Annotated in this window: 19 protein-coding genes; 7 read left to right on the top strand and 12 right to left on the bottom strand. The window is 66.5% G+C overall.

Translation table 11 applies throughout. The features are described from left to right. Window positions 1–43 precede the first annotated feature (43 nt). The 3 genes from V9K99_RS33040 to V9K99_RS33030 all read left to right on the top strand — a co-directional run bounded on the left by V9K99_RS33040 (window position 44) and on the right by V9K99_RS33030 (window position 3,489). Window positions 44–2,050, top strand: coding sequence for an MDR family MFS transporter (locus V9K99_RS33040; RefSeq protein ID WP_337323889.1), 2,007 nt, complete (start codon window positions 44–46; stop codon window positions 2,048–2,050). Between the two features lie 82 nt (window positions 2,051–2,132). Beyond that, window positions 2,133–3,035: a DUF929 family protein gene (locus V9K99_RS33035; RefSeq protein ID WP_337323890.1), complete on the top strand. Its 903-nt coding sequence runs from the start codon at window positions 2,133–2,135 to the stop codon at window positions 3,033–3,035. Window positions 3,036–3,042: 7 nt separating this feature from the next. Further along, a complete protein-coding gene (locus V9K99_RS33030) occupies window positions 3,043–3,489 on the top strand; it encodes a vitamin K epoxide reductase family protein (protein WP_337323891.1) in 447 nt (148 codons plus the stop codon). A gap of 379 nt (window positions 3,490–3,868) precedes the next feature. On the opposite strand, the gene V9K99_RS33025 is transcribed toward V9K99_RS33030, so the two are convergent. Genes V9K99_RS33025 through V9K99_RS33015 form a run of 3 tightly spaced genes read right to left on the bottom strand, consistent with a single transcriptional unit; the run spans window position 3,869 to window position 6,377 of the window. Next, window positions 3,869–4,654: an ABC transporter permease gene (locus tag V9K99_RS33025; protein WP_337323892.1), complete on the bottom strand. Its 786-nt coding sequence runs from the start codon at window positions 4,652–4,654 to the stop codon at window positions 3,869–3,871. Beyond that, window positions 4,651–5,409: an ABC transporter permease gene (locus V9K99_RS33020; protein WP_337323893.1), complete on the bottom strand. Its 759-nt coding sequence runs from the start codon at window positions 5,407–5,409 to the stop codon at window positions 4,651–4,653. Before V9K99_RS33020 ends, V9K99_RS33025 begins: the two co-directional genes overlap by 4 nt. Continuing rightward, window positions 5,406–6,377 (bottom strand): ABC transporter ATP-binding protein, encoded by a 972-nt coding sequence (locus V9K99_RS33015; RefSeq protein ID WP_337323894.1) that lies wholly within the window; start codon window positions 6,375–6,377, stop codon window positions 5,406–5,408. Before V9K99_RS33015 ends, V9K99_RS33020 begins: the two co-directional genes overlap by 4 nt. A gap of 62 nt (window positions 6,378–6,439) precedes the next feature. Here V9K99_RS33015 and V9K99_RS33010 point away from each other — a divergent pair, with 62 nt between their 5' ends. After that, a complete protein-coding gene (locus V9K99_RS33010) occupies window positions 6,440–7,372 on the top strand; it encodes a helix-turn-helix transcriptional regulator (protein WP_337323895.1) in 933 nt (310 codons plus the stop codon). On the opposite strand, the gene V9K99_RS33005 is transcribed toward V9K99_RS33010, so the two are convergent. Together V9K99_RS33005 and V9K99_RS33000 are read right to left on the bottom strand one after the other, a co-directional pair. Further along, window positions 7,369–7,743, bottom strand: coding sequence for a winged helix-turn-helix transcriptional regulator (locus tag V9K99_RS33005; protein WP_337323896.1), 375 nt, complete (start codon window positions 7,741–7,743; stop codon window positions 7,369–7,371). The two genes, V9K99_RS33010 and V9K99_RS33005, sit on opposite strands and share 4 nt — an antisense overlap. A 52-nt stretch (window positions 7,744–7,795) precedes the next feature. Next, window positions 7,796–8,188 (bottom strand): nuclear transport factor 2 family protein, encoded by a 393-nt coding sequence (locus tag V9K99_RS33000; protein ID WP_337336415.1) that lies wholly within the window; start codon window positions 8,186–8,188, stop codon window positions 7,796–7,798. A gap of 130 nt (window positions 8,189–8,318) precedes the next feature. Between V9K99_RS33000 and V9K99_RS32995 the strand changes: the two genes are divergently transcribed. Continuing rightward, window positions 8,319–8,999: a uridine kinase family protein gene (locus tag V9K99_RS32995; RefSeq protein ID WP_337323968.1), complete on the top strand. Its 681-nt coding sequence runs from the start codon at window positions 8,319–8,321 to the stop codon at window positions 8,997–8,999. On the opposite strand, the gene V9K99_RS32990 is transcribed toward V9K99_RS32995, so the two are convergent. Continuing rightward, entirely contained in the window at window positions 8,989–9,948 is a 960-nt protein-coding gene (locus V9K99_RS32990; RefSeq protein ID WP_337323898.1) for a helix-turn-helix transcriptional regulator, read from the bottom strand. The two genes, V9K99_RS32995 and V9K99_RS32990, sit on opposite strands and share 11 nt — an antisense overlap. Before the next feature lie 85 nt (window positions 9,949–10,033). On the opposite strand from V9K99_RS32990, the gene V9K99_RS32985 reads away from it, so the two are divergent. Then, window positions 10,034–10,444: a VOC family protein gene (locus tag V9K99_RS32985; protein WP_337323899.1), complete on the top strand. Its 411-nt coding sequence runs from the start codon at window positions 10,034–10,036 to the stop codon at window positions 10,442–10,444. 26 nt (window positions 10,445–10,470) lie between these two features. Continuing rightward, a complete protein-coding gene (locus tag V9K99_RS32980) occupies window positions 10,471–10,752 on the top strand; it encodes a SelT/SelW/SelH family protein (protein ID WP_337323900.1) in 282 nt (93 codons plus the stop codon). Window positions 10,753–10,769: 17 nt separating this feature from the next. Here V9K99_RS32980 and V9K99_RS32975 read toward each other — a convergent pair whose 3' ends face one another. The 6 genes from V9K99_RS32975 to V9K99_RS32950 all read right to left on the bottom strand — a co-directional run bounded on the left by V9K99_RS32975 (window position 10,770) and on the right by V9K99_RS32950 (window position 17,161). Then, the gene (locus V9K99_RS32975) at window positions 10,770–11,771 is read right to left on the bottom strand and encodes a Gfo/Idh/MocA family protein (RefSeq protein ID WP_337323901.1); all 1,002 of its coding nucleotides are present in this window, start codon (window positions 11,769–11,771) and stop codon (window positions 10,770–10,772) included. Window position 11,772: 1 nt separating this feature from the next. Further along, window positions 11,773–12,750 (bottom strand): Gfo/Idh/MocA family protein, encoded by a 978-nt coding sequence (locus tag V9K99_RS32970; protein WP_337323902.1) that lies wholly within the window; start codon window positions 12,748–12,750, stop codon window positions 11,773–11,775. A 385-nt stretch (window positions 12,751–13,135) separates the two neighbouring features. Further along, complete coding sequence (locus V9K99_RS32965; protein ID WP_337323903.1) at window positions 13,136–13,396, bottom strand: hypothetical protein; 261 nt, start codon at window positions 13,394–13,396, stop codon at window positions 13,136–13,138. Beyond that, window positions 13,396–14,901, bottom strand: a complete 1,506-nt coding sequence (locus tag V9K99_RS32960) for an FAD-binding oxidoreductase (protein WP_337323904.1) — start codon at window positions 14,899–14,901, stop codon at window positions 13,396–13,398. Before V9K99_RS32960 ends, V9K99_RS32965 begins: the two co-directional genes overlap by 1 nt. Next, window positions 14,898–16,112: a (Fe-S)-binding protein gene (locus V9K99_RS32955; RefSeq protein ID WP_337323905.1), complete on the bottom strand. Its 1,215-nt coding sequence runs from the start codon at window positions 16,110–16,112 to the stop codon at window positions 14,898–14,900. Before V9K99_RS32955 ends, V9K99_RS32960 begins: the two co-directional genes overlap by 4 nt. After that, window positions 16,109–17,161: an LLM class flavin-dependent oxidoreductase gene (locus V9K99_RS32950; RefSeq protein WP_337323906.1), complete on the bottom strand. Its 1,053-nt coding sequence runs from the start codon at window positions 17,159–17,161 to the stop codon at window positions 16,109–16,111. The genes V9K99_RS32955 and V9K99_RS32950 overlap by 4 nt, the downstream gene beginning before the upstream one ends. Window positions 17,162–17,212 lie beyond the last annotated feature (51 nt).

Raw genomic sequence — 17,212 nt, 5'->3', positions numbered from 1 at the left:
CGTCTGTGGTAGCCGAAAGTGTCGGAATGGCTACATTCGGCACATGGAGACCGAGGGTCAGCCGGTCGGGCGAGCCACCCGGAACGCGGTGGTCGTGGCGATCATGCTCGGAATGTTGCTCGCGGCCCTCGATCAGACGATCGTGGCGACCGCGTTGCCGACCATCGTCAGCGACCTGGGCGGCGCGAACCACCTGTCCTGGGTGGTCACGTCGTACCTGCTGGCCGAGACGATCATGACCGCACTGGTCGGGAAGTTCGGCGACCTGTACGGGCGCAAGCCGATGTTCCTGATCAGCGTGGTGCTGTTCCTGGCCGGCTCGGCGCTGTGCGGGATGGCCGACTCGATGCTGTGGCTGGTCGGCTCGCGGGCGCTGCAGGGGCTCGGCGCGGGCGGGCTGATGGTGACCGCGACCGCGGTGATCGCGGACGTCGTACCGCTGAGTGAGCGGGGCAAGTACCAGGGCTTCATGGGGTCGGTGTTCGGCGTCTCGACCGTGGCCGGGCCGCTGCTCGGCGGGTTGTTCGTCGACCACCTGAGCTGGCGGTGGGCGTTCTACGTGAACATCCCGCTCGGCATCGTCGTACTGATCGTTGCCACCGTCACACTGCCGTCGGTGAAGGCGGCGGTCGGGCCGAAGATCGACTACGCCGGCATCCTGCTGATCGGCCTGGCCGCGACCGGGCTGACGCTGGTGACGACGTGGGGCGGGAACGAGTACGCCTGGACGTCGACCACGATCATCGCGATGACGGTGGGATCCGTGATCGCGCTGGTCCTGTTCGTCCAGGTGGAACGACGCGCGGCCGAACCGTTGCTGCCAATGCGGTTGTTCCGGTCCGGCGTGTTCACGGTGTGCGCGGTGATGAGCTTCATCATCGGGTTCGCGATGCTCGGCGGGGTCACGTATCTGCCGACGTACCTGCAATTCGTGCACGGTGCTTCGGCCACCGAATCAGGGCTGCAGATGCTGCCGCTGGTGTGCGGTCTGCTCGTCGCCTCGATCGTGGTCGGGCAGATCATCAGCAAGACCGGGCGCTACCGGCTGTTCCCGATCGTCGGCACGGTCCTGATCGGCGTCGGGCTGTGGCTATTGTCGACGCTCGACAATCAGACGGCGTACGGCGAGACTGCCGGCTTCATGATCGTGCTCGGACTGGGCGTCGGACTGTGCATGCCGGTGCCGACCGTGGTCGTGCAGAGCACCGTCGACTACGCGGATCTGGGTGTCGCGACGTCCGGGGTCAGCTTCCTGCGCACGATGGGCAGTTCCTTCGGTGTCGCGGTCTTCGGCTCGATCTACGCCCACCAGCTCCCGACGCAGCTGGCCGAAGCGGTCCGCGCGACCGGCGTCGACGCGCGTCTGACGACCACGGTCGACGGCGTTCGGTCTCTGCCTTCCACGGTCCGTTCTGCGGTCACTGCGGCGTACGCGGACTCCCTGCACGTGGTCTTCCTGTGGGCGGTGCCGGTCGCGGCCCTCGGGTTCCTGACCTCCCTGCTGCTGAAGGAGGTTCCGCTCCGCGACACCGCGCGGATGGCGGCCAACGTCGGCGAGAGTTTCGGTGCGCCGGCGTCCTTCGACTCCGAACACGAACTGCAGAAGCTCGCCGCCCTCGTCGTCCAGCACCACAAGCGCAACCCGGCGCCCGAGGTCCTGGCCGAGTCCGGCATCCCGTTGAGCGTCGCGCAGGCGTGGATGATCATGCGCGTCTTCCGCGGCGGCGCCGAGAGCGGGTCGGCGACGCTGGCCGAGATCACCGGCGATCTCAAGGTCCCGCCCGGCGCCTTCGAGCCGCTCGCCAGTCAACTGGTTGCCGACGGCTACCTCTCCGAGACCCTCGGGCACTACCGCTTCACCCCGATCGGCCTGGAGATGTTCCAGCGCTTCGTCGGCGCCTTCCGGGTCTGGATGCTCGACCGCCTCCACGAGTGGGACCCGGAGAACTCCGAATCCTTCTCCGCCGCGGTCGACCGGATCGCCGAACAGATGATCGACCAGGGCCAGTCCCTGACCACCGGCAAACACGCCGCTCCCGCCCTGGTCTGACCGCGTTCCATCGGCGGCCAATGGAACTTCGGAGCGTGGCCGGAAGTTGTGCTTCTGGGGTGTGTTCTCGAGAGGACCACAGATGAGCAGGCGAGTCGAACAGAAGGCTCAGGCGCGGCAGAAGGTTGCGGAGCTTCGCGCAGCCCAATTGCGAGCCGAACGGCGTAAGCGTCTCCTGATCGCACTCGGCGCCGTCACCGTCGTGGTCGTCGTGGTGGCCGGGCTGGTCGTCATCCGGCTAGCCGGCGGCAGCAAGCAGACCGCGACCGGCCCGTCCGGCACCGCCGATTCACAGCTGGTCTCAGCGTTGGCCGCCGTATCCTCGGCGACGTTCGACCAGGTTGGCACCGAGGGCGTCCAGGGCGGACCGGCCGCAATCACCGCGCCGGAATTGACCGCGTCCGGGAAGCCGAAGGTGCTCTACATCGGCGCCGAGTTCTGCCCGTTCTGCGCGGCGGAGCGTTGGCCGGTCGCGGTCGCGCTGTCGCGATTCGGTACGTTCGCGAACCTCGGTACGACGCACTCCGCCGGCGACGACGTGTATCCGAACACTCCCACGCTGTCCTTCCACGGGGCGACGTACACGAGCCAGTACTTGGCGTTCACCGGGGTGGAGACCACGACCAACGAGAAGGTCAACGGCCAGTACGCCCCGCTGGACACGCCGACCGAGGCCGATCAGCAGACGTTCGACACGTACAACCAGCCGCCGTACGTGAAGAGCGGAGGGTCGATCCCGTTCATCGACATCGGCGGGAAGTTCGTCTCGTCCGGTGCGACGTACAGTCCGGAGATCCTGGCCGGCAAGACACAGACCGAGATCGCGAACGCGCTGAAGGACCCGTCCAGCCCGATCGCGCGAGCCGTCGACGCGTCCGCCAACCGGTACACGGCCGCGCTGTGCCAGGTGACCGGTAACCAACCCGGCAACGTGTGCACGAGCGCCGCGGTCACCGCAGCAGCCGGCAAACTCGGAAAGAGCTGATCCGACGGTGAGGAAGCCGTTGGGTTGGATCCCCTGGACCACGTTGGTCCTGTCGATCGCGGGCCTCGCGGTCGCGTCGTACCTCACCTATGAGCACTTCACCGCCGGTACGACGCTCGCCTGCCCCGACACGGGCGTCGTCAACTGTGTCAAGGTCACCACCAGCTCCTACTCCCGCCTCGCCGGCATCCCCGTCGCCCTCCTCGGCCTAGGCTTCTTCGCCGCCATGACCGCCCTCTCCCTCCCCCCACTCTGGCGCACCCCCTCCCCCTGGCCCACCCGCCTCCGCCTGACCGCCGTCACCACCGGCATCATCTTCGTCTGCTACCTGATCTGGGCCGAACTCTTCCAAATCAACGCCATCTGCCTCTGGTGCACAGTCATCCACGCCCTAACCCTCCTCCTCTTCGCACTAGTAGTCGTCCACCAAGCCCTGCACGACGCGAACACCTGAGCAACACCTCCTAACCCACGCACAGCTACGCGGGCTCCTCGGACGCCTGCTCGCCAGCGCTCCCGCCCTCCCACGAGCGCGTGCAGGCGACCCCACGATCGGTCTCCGACCACGTGGACTCGGGCAAATATCTGCAGACAGCTCCACAACTGGCCTCAACCAAGCGGGCCCCGACAAACACCCCCACGCGACCCCACAAGCTCGCCCTCAACCACGCATGCCCGGATGAACACTTCCAAGCGGCTCCACAGTCGGCTCTCGACTCAAGCGGGCGACAGCACGCGCATATAAGCGGGCGGCAGCACGCGCCTGTGGGTGGGTGGGAGTGGCGGCGAGCACGGCGACGCAGGAGCCGCGCGTAGCGGCGCGTGGGAGGGACTCATGAGGTGGCGCCGGTGTAGCGGTGGAGGCCTTTGTGCCAGGTTGTGGTGGCTAGGAGGGCTAGGAGTGCGGCGGCGAGGGGGCCGGCTAGGAGGAGTTGCCAGTTGGGGCCTCGGAGGAGGGTGGCTGAGGGAACGGACGCGATCAGGGCCATGGGGAAGACGTAGGTCAGCACCATCCGAAGTGGGCGGGCGAAGATGTCTGTTGGGTAGCGGCCCAGCTGCCAGGCAGAGTGGTAGAAGACGTCGAGCTGCAGCTTCGGCGCCCAGAACGCGAGGCAGGCCAGCAGAACGCTGAGCGCCCACGTGACCACGAGCGCTGCTGCGACCAGCAACAGCCAGCCCAGCACACCCGTCAACCGAGGCTGTTCGTCGGCGACCGCTATTCCCCAGGCGAGTACGCCGAGACCCGGCACCAGTTGGATCAGGGTCAGTGGGGAGGACAGTGAGAGGCTGGCCAGGAAGAGACTCGATGCCGGCTGCAACAAATAGCTGTCGAGCTTGCCGTTGCGGATCCCGTTGTCCGGGAACCAGGACAGGTTGGGGTCGATGAACGTGCCTCGCAACCCGGTGATCAGCTGGTAGGTGCCGATCAGGACGAGGGTCTCGGCCTTCGACCACCCGGCCAGCGTCTCGGCTTGGGTGAACACGATCAGCAGCGGGGCGATCGCCGTACCAAGACCGACGAACGCAAGCACCACGTCGAAGACCAGGTTGATCCGGAACGCCATGCTTCGCCGCAGCGACATAGAGAAGCTCGCGCCGACGAGACTGAGGAGCTTCACGAGCCCACCGCCGTATACCGCCGTACCCCGGCTCGCCAGGCAACCCTCACGCCGACCAGCAACGCGGCCAGCCAGAACAGCTGAAGCCCGAGGTCGGCAACCGTCGCCCCGCCGTACGCCGCGATCTCGGCAGGCAGCCCGCTCATCGCGTAGAACGGCGAGGCCTCGGCGATCTGCCGCCAGAAGTCCGGCAGGAGACGGACCGGTGCCGCCGTACCGCCGAAGAGAAAGATCAACGTGTGGCCGAAGCCGACGATCGAGTGGACGCGATCGGTCCAGAATCCTGTCATCGACAATAGGAATGTCAACAAAAACATCAACGCGGCAGCGAGTACGACGAACGGCAGGCTGAGCAGCACCGACCGCCAGTCGAATCCGGTGTCGAGGGACAGTCCGGTGATCAGTACGACGGGTGCACCCAGGAAAGTCAGCCACGCCCGGATCGCCAGGTTCGTGCCCAGTATGCCGATCACGACCGGCTGCGGCCGAAGCAGTTCGTGGCTGATCGTTCCGTCGTAGATCCGCTCCGAGAACGTGTGCTGTTCGAACGACTCGGTCATCAGCGTCACCAGGATGATCGCAACGTAGTATCGCCCGATTGTCGGATCGTCCGGATAGACGGCCGACCAGACGAAGAGCCCGATCAGCGGCCCGATCACAGCCTGGACGACGAGGGTCGCGAGAAACCACCAAGCACCGGACCACTCCAGCACCTCCTGACGAAGCCGGAACCCCAGCAGCACGAAGGTCCTCATCGCAGCCCTTCCCGGTACGCCCGGTCGATGACCTTCTCCAACGGCGGTTCCTCGACGGCCAGGTCGACGACGTCGAGGGTCTGGAGCAGTCGCGACGTCGTCTGAGCGACCTCGTCCCGCGGCACCCGGAGCACCCACATCCCGTCCGACGACTCCACCACCTCGCCGAAATCAGGCTCCGGACCACCTCGCGCCGTGATCCGGATCAGCTTGTACGGCGATAGTCGTGCGGACAGTTCGGCCAGCGGACCGTCGTACTCGACCCGCCCCTGATCGATCAGGATCAGCCGCGGGCACAGCGACGCGACGTCGGCCATGTAGTGGCTGGTCAGCAGGACCGTGGCGCCGGTCTGGGTCACGTAGTCGGAGACGAACTCGCGGATCTGACTGGCCGCGGTGACGTCGAGGCCGATCGTCGGCTCGTCGAGAAAGAGCACCTCGGGTCGATAGATCAGCGCCAGCGCCAGACCGACCCGCATCCGTTCGCCGAGGCTCAGGGCTCGTAATTGCCTTTCCAGCAAGGGGGTTAGTTGCAACAGGTCTTCCACGACCTTGAGCGTGCTCTCGAAGTCCGACCGCGGTACGTCGTATAGGAGCCGCTGGTACTCGAGTGAATCCATCACAGTCAGTTCCTGCGAACCACCCACCGGCTGACTGCCGCGCACGAACGCGATCCGCTTCAGAAAGTCGGTACGCCGTTCCCACGGCACCGACCCGAGGACGCGAACGTCGCCACTCGTCGGGTGCAGGATCCCGGACAGGATCTTCATCGTGGTCGTCTTGCCGGCACCGTTCGGCCCGATGAACCCGACCACCTCACCCGGCGCGATAGCGAACGACACGTCGTCGAGCGCCTGCACCTCGCGATATTCACGTCGTACCAGCGAACCCAACGCCGCGCGCAGCCCGGACTTCCGGACCGGCGCGCGGAAGGACATGGACAGGGCGGCGACCTCGATCACAGTCATGAGAGCGACCGTAGGAACAAAAGACGCCAGCTGATGGCTTGTTTTCCTGGCATAGTCGATTCGTGCGCGCCGAACGGCTCCTCAGGCTCCTGCTGCGGCTGCAGACCCGCGGCCAGTCGACCGTGAACGAGCTCGCGCAGTACCTGGACGTTTCACCCCGCACGGTCCAGCGGGATCTCGACGCGCTCAGCCTCGCCGGGGTGCCGGTCTACTCCGTCCGCGGCCGGGGCGGCGGGTGGGCCCTGCTGCCCGATTACCGCACCCGGCTCACCGGACTTGCGCCAGCCGAGGTGATGTCGGTGTTCGTCGGCGCGACCGCGCACGTGCTCGCCGACCTCGGCATGGACGCGTCGAGTGACCTAGCGATGTCGAAGCTGATCGCGGCCCTGCCCGAGAGCACGCGGCGCGATGCCGAGTTCGCCCGGCAACGGCTCCTGATCGACCACGCCGGTTGGGACGACCGCCGGGAGGTGCCGCGCTGGCTGGACCTGTGCCGGCAGGCGATCTGGGAGGAACGGCGGATCGCGATCACCTACCGGGACCCGGCTGAGCCGTTCGAGGTCGAGCCACTCGGCCTGGTCGCCAAGAGCCGGACGTGGTACCTCATCGCGTGCCGGCCGGACGGGGCCCTGCGCACGTATCGCTTGAGCCGGGTGACCTCGGCCGAAGCGACTGACAAGCCGTTCGCGCGACCCCGCGATTTCGACTTGTCCACCTACTGGGCCGAGGCGCAGGAGCAGTTCCGGGCGATGAGGCCGTCGTACCCGATCGTGCTTCGCGTCCGCGGCCACGCCGTACTCCGCTTCAGGCCGACTGCACCGCCGCTGCCTGACGCCGACGGCTGGTTCATTGTCCACACCGATCTGGAGAACCCGAACGAAGCCTGCGCCGCCGTCCTCGCTCAGGCCGGTGAAGCGAAAGTCCTTGCCCCGAAGGAACTCGCCGAGATGGTCCACCGTGCGGCCGCCGAGATCGTCGGCTCACACGAGGACTAACTGTGAGTGCGGGCGTCGTACGTGTCGCGGGCGGCGAGGACCTGTTCGATGTGTTGTTCGGCCCAGTGGCCGAGGGCTTGCAGGGGGACGTGGAGAGTGCGGCCCAGATCGGTCAGTTCGTACTCCACTCTGGGCGGCATCTCGGCGTACACGTGCCGCTCGACCAGGCCGTCACGTTCCAGGTCGCGCAGCGTCTCGGTGAGCACCTTGCCGCTGATGCCCTCGACCGCCGTGCGCAGGTCGCCGAACCGCTGCCGGCCGTCGCTGAGCACGATCACCACCATCGCTGTCCATTTGTTGGCAATCCGCGCCAGCGACGTACGGGACGGACAACTCGCGGTGAGCACGTTGAACGCCGGGTGCTGAGCCATGGACGACATCCGATCGGTCGAAGCGACGGTTTACCCACAAGATAAGGCGATTTCAGACGCCCCAGAACGCATCCTCGGCGTCCTGATCACTGGAGAACAGCCGAACCTCCACGATCCGATCCCTGTCGATCCGCAGTACGTCGACGCCGTCCTGCTCGAACTCGGCACCCGTACGGCGTCCCGCGAAGTGGACTGGGATCGCCACCTGATCGCCGTTCACCATCGGTACGCCGGTCACCGACAACTCGAACGTTCCTTCACTGATCGTCATCATTCCGCCGAGCAACTGGTCGACGGCGGCACTTCCCCGGTGAACACCCGAGAACCGGTTCGCACCCGGCTGGTGCCAGACGACGTCATCGGCCAGCAAGTCCGCAACCGCGCCGAAATCCTTCGCCGCCACCGCATCAACGTATTTCCGGGCCACCGCAAGCGTGGAGTCCACAGTCATCTCCTTCAGAGGTCGTCGCAACGCCTCCATGCTCACCATTGGTAACCATGAACCTCAACGTAACTAACGTCCCGATGTGACCCACTTCACACACGATCTGTCGGGCAGACTGGGGTCCGTGATCATGAAGCCCGGGCCAGGTGAGCCGCTCGCAGGCCCGTGGCATCGGGTGAGTACGGCCGAACTGGCAGGGAAGATCCTCGACGGCGCGGAGGTCCGGGCGCCGCAACCGGCTGACGATGGCAAGCGCCCGCACATCGTGGCAGTCGACGGCCGCAGCGGTGGCGGGAAGACGACGTTCGCGGATCGGCTGGCCGGCGCCGTGCCGCGGTCCGCGGTCGTTCACGTCGATGACGTGGCCTGGCACGCCCCCATGTTCGAGTGGACCGAGTTGCTGGCCACCGGCGTACTCGAGCCCCTTCGCCGGGGCGAGGCGGTGTCGTATCGCCCACCCGCGTGGATGATGCGCGATCGGCCCGGTGCGATCGACGTACCGGCTGGACTGGAGCTGGTGGTCGTCGAGGGAGTCGGCGCCGGCCGACGTGAACTCACGGACCTGATCGATGTCCTCGTCTGGGTCCAGTCCGACTATGCCGAAGCCGAGCGCCTCGGCATCGCCCGCGACATCGAGTCCGGCGTCAACGGCGACATGCAGGCGACCGTCGACTTCTGGCGCACCTGGATGGCAGCCGAGGTCCCCTTTCTCGAACGCGACCGCCCCTGGGAACGCGCGACCATCATCGTCGCCGGCACCTCCGCACACTCCCGGGCCAACTCCGGCGTGGAGGCCTCCTTCAAAGACTGACACCAGCTCGGGAGAAGCGGGCGGCCCAGTCGGTGGCCAGGGTTGTGAGTTCCGGCGGGGTGATGACGGTGAAGTCGGCGCCGATCGCCCCGAGGGTGAACAGCGGGCCGTCCAGTGAGTCGGTTTCCATCAGCAAGGTGCAGCTCTGCGGTGTGCGCGCTCGCACCTCTGCCCACTGCCCAACAAATCCGCTCACGGTCTCGGCGGAAGCTTCGACGTTCACCTCAACCTGGTAGCGACCGCCTGGCGACCCACCGCGAACCTTGGAGCGTACGTACGCCGCGACGTCGTCGAAAGGCGGCCTGCGTACGGCGAACGTCGTACCAGCGCCCGTTGCGGTGAGGACGCGATCGATCCGGAAGGTCCGCCAATCACGCCGATCGATGTCGTAGGCAACGAAGTACCAGCGGCGGCCGAGCGGTACGAGTTTGAAGGGCTCGACCAACCGGGACGACTGCGACCCGTTGGCCGCCCGGTACGTGAATCGGATCCGCTCGGAATCACGGCACCCCAGAGCAAGTGTCGACAGAACCGAGTGGTCGACCGGTTCGCCCGGACTCCAGGACGATGGGATTGTCGACAATCGTACGGCGTTGAGCCGGGCCCGTAGCCGACGCGGCATCACCTGGATGATCTTCGTCAACGCGCGCAGCCCCGCCTCGTCGCCGTCCCCGGTCGCCAGATGGGACTGAACAGCCACCGCCAGCGCCATCGCCTCGTCGTCGTCGACCACCAGCGGCGGCAACGCGGCACCCGGTGCAAGGGCGTAGCCGCCATCGACTCCCGGGTGCGCGTCGACCGGGTACCCGAGCTCGCGCAGCCGGTCCACATCACGGCGCAAGGTCCGCGCCGACACACCCAGCCGCTCGGCCAGCAACGGCCCCGGCCAGTACCGGCGGGCCTGCAGCAACGACAACAGCCGCAGCGTCCGAGAACTCGTGTTCGCCATGGCTCCAGGATCCCCGACATTGCGGTCAGGAACTGGCCGCGATCCTCCCTACGGTCTGGAATCACCAACTGAAAGAGGAGGAACGATGTCCATCACCACGACCACCCACCTGAACTTCCGCGGCGACGCCCGCCCAGCCCTCGAGTTCTACCGATCCGTCTTCGGCGGCGAACTCGTCGCGGTCAGCTACCAGGACGCCCACAGCGTCCAGGACCCGTCCGAGGCCGACCAGCTCATGTGGGGCCAGGTCCAGGGCGACAACGGCATCCATGTGATGGCGTACGACGTACCGTCAAGCCTGCCGTACGATGCAGGCGTCAATGCGGTCTTCGTCTCCGTCCGCGGCAAGGACGCCGACGAGATCAGCGCGCACTGGAGCCGCCTCTCCGACGGCGCGACCATCATCCAGGACCTGGCCCCGGCCGCCTGGTCCCCGCTCTACGGCATGCTGAAGGACCGCTTCGGTGTGACCTGGGTCCTCGACGTCATGAACTAGCCGGCCAAGCGGCGATACTGGTCGGCGTGACGAGAGAGCCGCGGTTGGAAGTCGAGTACTGCACGCAGTGCCGGTGGTTGTTGCGCGCGGCATGGACCGCGCAGGAACTGCTGACCACCTTCACCACCGACCTCGGCGAGGTCGCGCTGATTCCCGGGACCGGAGGGATCTTCGAAGTCCGCCTGGACGGCGAGACCCTCTGGTCCCGGAAAGCGCAGAACGGCTTCCCCGAAATCCCGACCCTCAAGCAACTGGTCCGCGACCGCATCGCCCCCGACCGAGACCTGGGCCACTCCGACCGCCGCTGATCACGAGATGCCGCTGGTCACGGGATCTGCAGGACCGGGGCGATCGTCTTGGTGCGGGCGCCTTCGTAGGCGGCGAGGAGGATTCCGAGTACGGCGATGCCCTCTTCCTCGGTGTGGATCGGACGGGTCTTGGCGTGCAGGGAGTCGGCGAAGTGGCCGATTTCGGCGGTGAATGTGTCGACCGGTTCGAGGTCCACGGTCTGGATTTCGCCGGTGCGGAGCCGGTAAGTGACGGAGTTGCCGTCGCTGTGCAGGGCTCCGAGCTCCCCGACCGCGGAGAAGCGTTCGGTGGCGGCGGCCGGTTGGTAGGCCCAACTGGTCACCATCTGACCCACGACGCCGTTGTCGAACCTGATCAGCACCTGCGCGGAGTCCTCGCCTTCCATGAACTTCAGCCGATGCGTGGACAGCATCGCGGTCGCCTCGACCGGTGAGCCGCCGGCCAGGTGCAGCATCAGGTACGTCGGGTGGTACCCGGTGTCGATCAGCTCGCCCCCACCACTCGTCTTGCTGCTCGCGCGCCAGCCCATGCTGTTCGGGTCGAAGTCGTTGTAGAAGCTGTCCGTCGTACGCACCTCGTAGACAGTGCCGATGGTCCCGGCCTCGAGGAGTTCCTTCGCCTTGGCCACGGCCGGCAGGAACAGCTGGTTGTGCGCACACATCAGCGTCACACCGTTGTCCAGGACCGCCTTCCGCACATCCGCCGCCTCGTCCGCAGTCAGACAGAGCGGCTTCTCGCAGAGGATGTGCTTACCGGCCTCGGCAGCGGCGACGATCGCGTCCCGGTGCAGGTGGTGCGGCAGGCAGATGTCGACCGCGTCGATGTCCTCGGCCTCGATCATCCGGCGATAATCGACGTACGGCGTGGCACCCAACTCATTGCCACGCGCAACAGCCGTCTCCTCCACCGCGTCCACGACGGCGGTGATACCGATCCGCTCGGCGTGCGCGCGATAGCCCCGGATGTGGGCGCCCGCGATGCCGCCGCCCCCGATCAGCCCGACCTTGATCGCTGGCATATCAGCCTCCGCAGGAGATGGTTCGGCCGTGTTCGGCAGCCTCGTTGGCGGCGACGACAAGGCGGGTCAGCTCGACCGCGCGATGCAGGTTGTCGTCGGCCCGGGTGCCGTTGGTGACGTGGTCGACCCACTGAGCGAAGGGGTCTGGGTTGTGCTCCGGCACCGGCACTTGCCGGTCGCCGACCTGCAGGATGTTGCCGGCATCGGTGTAGGTCAGGCTGCTCTCGGTGCCGAAGATCTCGATCGTGAAGGGGTTCCGGCTGGTGAAACCCGCCTCGATTACGCCGATCTTCGCGTCGCCGTACCCAACCGTGACGACCGCGTTGTCCTCGAGTCCACGGCCGTTGACGGACCGATAGGTCGCGCTGACCGTCTCGGGCGTCGTACCGAGGAACAACTGGACGAGGTAGACCGGATGGCAGCCGAGGTCAGTCAGCGCTCCACCGATCGCCGCCTTCTGGTCGAAGAACCGCTGCGGCAACCACCCCTCGGCACCATCTCGCGGCACGGCCCCGTCGTGCGACAACCGGACCCGCCCGTACGTGAGCTGCCCGAGCTCGCCGCTGGCGATCACTTCACTGATCGCTTGCGTGTACCCATGCGCGAGCCGCGGCAGCGAGACCACCACCTTGACCCCGTTCGCGTCGGCCGCCGCGATGATCTCCTCGGCCTCCGCCACGGTCGGCGCGAGCAACTTCTCGGTGAAGATGTGCTTCCCCGCGTACGCCGCCTTGACCATGACGTCGCGGTGTTCGTTCGTCGGCGTGGTGATCACGACCCCGTCGACATCCGCCAGCACCCCGTCGAGATCCTGACTGAACGGCACCCCGAACTCATCGGCCCCCGCCTGCCCGAGCGCCACGTCGTCATCCCAGACCGCGACCAGCTCCGTCCCAGGATGCGCCTGAGCCTGCCGCGCGTAATCCTTCGCATGAACATGCCAGAACCCCAGCACCGCAACCTTCAGCGGCTTCGACACCTTGCCTCCTCGCTGAATCCACTAGCCCGGAAAACGATCTCCCACCCCACCATGCCAACCCCAGCCCCACCCCACACCCCCACCGGCGTTTCATCCCACCACCCGGACCACCCCACCCCGCAGCCGAGCCCCCGAGCACGCCACGCAACGATCGTCGAGTCGTGGATCCCTGCTCCAAAAATCGAGTCGCCCCAGCAGATCTCCACGACTCGGCGCAGGTGCTTGCTCAGTACGTCGATCTGCCTGATGGGGACGCCTCGCGACGAACATCGAGGCGGCCCCACGAGGCGTTCAACCAAGCGGGCGACAGCACGCGCCACTGGGCGGGCGGGAGCGGCGGCTAGCACGGCGACGAAGGAGCCGCGCGTAGCGGCGTGTGGGAAGACTAAGGTTCGGTGCCGTCTTCGTTGAGGCCTAGGTCGGGCATGCCTAGGAGTTTGTCGGCGAAATGTTGGTGCATCCAGGCCAGGTGGTCCCAGCGGCTGTCGATGATGCGGTGGGTGTCCCACGCGGGGAAGTCTTGTTGGGGGAAGATCGCCATCTTTTCGGGGTCGACCTCGTAGACGTGGTCGAAGCGCATGACCACGTCGTCGGTGATTCGCCGCGCGTCAGGCGGTTTCTGGGCGGACAGCCGGAAGCCGAACATCACAAGTCCTCGTAGGCCTGGTCGAGCAGGTACTTGCCAGGGTTCATCACGTTGTTGGGATCCAGCGCCCGCTTGATCTTCTTCATCACGTCGAAGGCGCCGCCGAGTTCAACCGGCACATACTCGACATCACCTTCGCGACTGGCCCCGTGACAGGCGCTGATCGAGCCGCCGTACTTGAGGGTCACCTCGGTGATCTCGCGCTTGCAGTTGAGCCACGCCTCCCACATCTCGTCGTCGAGTTTCTGTTCCCAGATCCCGATGTCGATCTCGACCAGGTAGTCGCCCCACGGCTTGTACGCACCGTTGGTGTAGGCGAAGATCCCCCAGTCGTCGAAGACGCCGTACCGCCGGCTGTAGTGGTCGGCGACTTTGTGCCACTCCTCCCGGACCCGGGGCAGCACGCTGTAGTTGAGGGCGGCGTCCTCGCAATGCCAGGACATCGGCACGACTTCGCCGGTGCGCAGCCGGCCGTGCAGCGGGATCGCGTAGCGGTCGTGGCGGGCGGCCCAGTCGCCTTGGCTGACCTCGTCGCCGAGGTAGGTGCCGCCGGACTCGCGCCCGATCCGCATGATCTCCCGTGCGGCCGGGACGACCTCGGCCTCGTTGCCGTACATCGCGACCGCTACCACGCTCTGCAGCCAATCGGGCTGCTCGATGTAAGCCTCGTCGTCCCGGCGCAGGTACGCGAGCTTCCACTCGTCGAACAGCACCACCCCGGCGAGGGTCGCGAACCCCGACTTGGCCAGAGCGCCCGTGCTCTGCCAAGCCGTTTCATAGTCGCGGTACCCGAAGAACGCGGCGAACTCCACCTGCGGCCGCGGCACCAGCTCGAGTGTCGCCTCGGTGACGACTCCGAGCGTCCCCTCGTGGCCGAAGAACAGGGGCTTGATCGTGTACCCGGTCGATGCCTTGCGCAACTTCCGTCCACCACCCTCGCCGACCCGGATGATGTCGCCGGTCGGCAACACGACCTCCATCGAGCAGACCAGGTCGCGGGTGTGGCCGTAGCGGGCCCCGATCAACGACCAGCCGCTGGTGCCGATCCGGCCGCCGACCATTGAGCACGGGTAGCTCGCCGGGTTGTCCGGATACATCACACCATGCGGCTGGAGTACTTCGTTCAGCTTGAGCATGTTGATCCCCGGCTGGACCGTGACCGTGCGGTCTAGGAGGTCGATCTCGCGGATCTCGTTCATCCGCTTCACGTCGAGCAGGATCCCGCCCCGCAGCGGGGTGGCTCCGTCGGTCAGACCGGTCCCGGCCGCTCGTGGCACGACCGCCGTACCGGTGCGATTGGCGAGGCGGACGATCTCGGCGACCTGCTCGGTCGTGCGGGGCAACACCACGACGTCAGGCACGTACTCCTTCCAGCGATGCACGGGGAACGGCGCCGGCGTCCGCGTGCGGTTCCAGCGCGCCGACTTGCCCGTCAGTACGCCGTCCTCGCCGAGGATCCCGACCAGTTCGTCGTACAACGCATCGGAGATCGCCATCGTCGTCATGCCGTCACCCCCGTCACCTCGAGACCGGCGGACTCGGCCACCAGCTCCATCAGGTCACGGACCTCAATGTCCACGGCCTGCCCAGCAGCAGCCAGCGGCCGCTCGGACCAGACGCAGGCACTGACCAGCAGATCGACCTCCAACGCGGCCGCGCGGTGGAGCCGTTGCGTGCTGATGGCCGCCGTGATCTCAGGTCGTTCGATACTCAGCCCGCCGCCCGCACCCGAGCAGTACGACCACTGCGTCACATGATCGACGTCGCGGAAGTCCAGCCCCGGGATCGCGCGCAGGATCTCCCGCGGCGACTTGTGAATCCCCTTGCGCTTATTGAGCCGACAAGGATCGTGGTACGTCGCCACCCGCTCGATCGGCACCGTCAGTGACAGTTTCCCCTCCCGGATCAACTCCGCCACCAACTCGGTGATGTGCACGATCTCGAACTCGTACTCGTCGCCGAAGAACCGAGGATAGTCCTCCGTGAACGTGATGTAGTCATGCGGATCGAGCGTGATGATCCGGCTGGCTCCGATGCTCCGCCAGTCGGCAACATTGTGTACGGCGAACTCCTGCGACCGAGCCACATACCCCATCTCGGCCGCCGGTCCACCGCAGCACCATTGCTCTCGCATCAGCCCGAACTCGACCCCGCCCTTCAACAGGATCTGGGCGACGGCGCGAGGCAGCGTCGTCCGGTAGAACGCTGCCTCGCAGTCGACGAACAGCACCGTCTCGCCGCCGACGCCAAGCCCGAGTCCGTCGGCCCACTTCGCGACGTTCTCCTGCGCGACCGGTACGTCGAGAACGGGCTCGTTCTTCCGGTCCACGGTCGCCTCGACCCAGCGTTTCCAGTTCGGCTGTTCGATGCCGGAGTCAACGGCCAGTGCTCGCATCGCCTTGACCACGTCGACCGTCCGCGTCCGGGCGCGGTAGAACTCGCCGGCCATCAGCGTGTTTGGGCAACGCAACTCGCAGGCGCCGCACTGGGTGCAGTGGACGTAGTCGTCGGCGACGTCGGCCACCGTCAGCGCGCCCTGCTCCATCGCCACGATGTTCGCGTGGAACGCGGTGGGCGAGTGGTTCTCGTTCTGCGTGACCTGCATGACCGGGCACACGTTGCGGCAGAACTTGTGACCCGAGCTGAAACAGTTGTACGCCGGGTCACGCCACTGCTTCACGAAGTCCCGCTGCTGGTCCTCAGCCTCAGTGCTCATGAGAGTTCGGGCATCACCTTGTCGTGGATAAGGCGTAGTTGTCCCTGGACGTCCGGGACACCCTCGATCTCCTTGCCGCTAAAGGATTTCACCATCATCGGGTCGGTGACCGCGGCGATAATGTGGTTGACCCCGGTGGGCAGGATGTCGGTCTTCAGCTTGGCGACGCACTCCTCCGGCGTACCGGACACGGACAGGGTGGCCGCGATCTCCGGGGAAGTGAGTTCGATGGCCCGGTCGATCTCGCCTGCCCCGAGGGCGTCGATGATCGGCTGCAGGTCGTCGCGGTTCAGACCGTGCCGGGCGAGCTGGTTGGCCGGCATCGAGGAGATGTAGAAGGCGACCATGATCCGTGCGGCCCGCTTGGCCGCCTCGGAGTCGTCGGAGACCGCGAACACCACCCAGGCGCCCAGGTCGAAGTCGTCCAGGCTGCGGCCGGCCTTGTCCAGGCCGAGCTTGACGTGCTCGGCGACGTACTCGTAGTTCTCCCGGGAGTAGCCGCACGCGTGGTGCATGCCGTCGGCAATCTCCCCCGCGACCTCGAACGAGTGCGGCCCGCCCATCGCGCCCATCTTCAGCGGGATCCTCTCCTGCACCGGGCGGGCGAAGGTGAACAGCCCGGTGTACTTGAAGAACTCGCCGTCGAAGGTGATCGCGCCCTCGTCGAGGAAGCGGCGCATCACCTCCATCGCCTCGCGCACCCGGGACAACGGCTTCATCGACTTCCAGTCGACGTGGTACTGCTCGAGCAGGCCGAGGTTACCGAAGCTGACCACCGCCTCGGCTCGGCCGCCGGACAGCTCGTCGAGCGTGGCCAGCATCTGGACGATGTGGGTCGGCTCGCGCAGGATCACGTGCGTGACGTTCGGTCCGAGGCGGATGTTCCTCGTCTTGTCGGCGGCTGCCGCGAACAGCAGCCACATGTCCTTGTGCCAGGTCTCGTCGACGCTGTACGCGGCGTAGAAGCCCAAGTCGTCCGCGGTCTTGATCATGTCGATACAGTCCGCGAGCGGGTAGTCGGGCAACTGGACGTAACTGAACCGCACCATGGCCTGCTCCCTCCCTGATCACACCGAGCGCATCGGGGCAGCAGTGAAAAC

Origin of the sequence: Kribbella sp. CCNWLW201, assembly GCF_037203805.1 — a bacterium.
Classification (GTDB): domain Bacteria; phylum Actinomycetota; class Actinomycetes; order Propionibacteriales; family Kribbellaceae; genus Kribbella.
Note: the sequence above shows the minus strand (reverse complement) of the source record. Positions and strands in the feature narration are given on the sequence as shown.

Coding starts and splice junctions, on each gene's coding strand:
- V9K99_RS33040 (WP_337323889.1), top strand. CDS start 44: ATGGAGACCGAGGGTCAGCCGGTCGGGCGAGCCACCCGGAACGCGGTG.
- V9K99_RS33035 (WP_337323890.1), top strand. CDS start 2,133: ATGAGCAGGCGAGTCGAACAGAAGGCTCAGGCGCGGCAGAAGGTTGCG.
- V9K99_RS33020 (WP_337323893.1), bottom strand. CDS start 5,409: ATGAGGACCTTCGTGCTGCTGGGGTTCCGGCTTCGTCAGGAGGTGCTG.
- V9K99_RS33015 (WP_337323894.1), bottom strand. CDS start 6,377: ATGACTGTGATCGAGGTCGCCGCCCTGTCCATGTCCTTCCGCGCGCCG.
- V9K99_RS33005 (WP_337323896.1), bottom strand. CDS start 7,743: ATGGCTCAGCACCCGGCGTTCAACGTGCTCACCGCGAGTTGTCCGTCC.
- V9K99_RS32995 (WP_337323968.1), top strand. CDS start 8,319: ATGAAGCCCGGGCCAGGTGAGCCGCTCGCAGGCCCGTGGCATCGGGTG.
- V9K99_RS32990 (WP_337323898.1), bottom strand. CDS start 9,948: ATGGCGAACACGAGTTCTCGGACGCTGCGGCTGTTGTCGTTGCTGCAG.
- V9K99_RS32985 (WP_337323899.1), top strand. CDS start 10,034: ATGTCCATCACCACGACCACCCACCTGAACTTCCGCGGCGACGCCCGC.
- V9K99_RS32975 (WP_337323901.1), bottom strand. CDS start 11,771: ATGCCAGCGATCAAGGTCGGGCTGATCGGGGGCGGCGGCATCGCGGGC.
- V9K99_RS32965 (WP_337323903.1), bottom strand. CDS start 13,396: ATGTTCGGCTTCCGGCTGTCCGCCCAGAAACCGCCTGACGCGCGGCGA.
- V9K99_RS32960 (WP_337323904.1), bottom strand. CDS start 14,901: ATGACGACGATGGCGATCTCCGATGCGTTGTACGACGAACTGGTCGGG.
- V9K99_RS32955 (WP_337323905.1), bottom strand. CDS start 16,112: ATGAGCACTGAGGCTGAGGACCAGCAGCGGGACTTCGTGAAGCAGTGG.
- V9K99_RS32950 (WP_337323906.1), bottom strand. CDS start 17,161: ATGGTGCGGTTCAGTTACGTCCAGTTGCCCGACTACCCGCTCGCGGAC.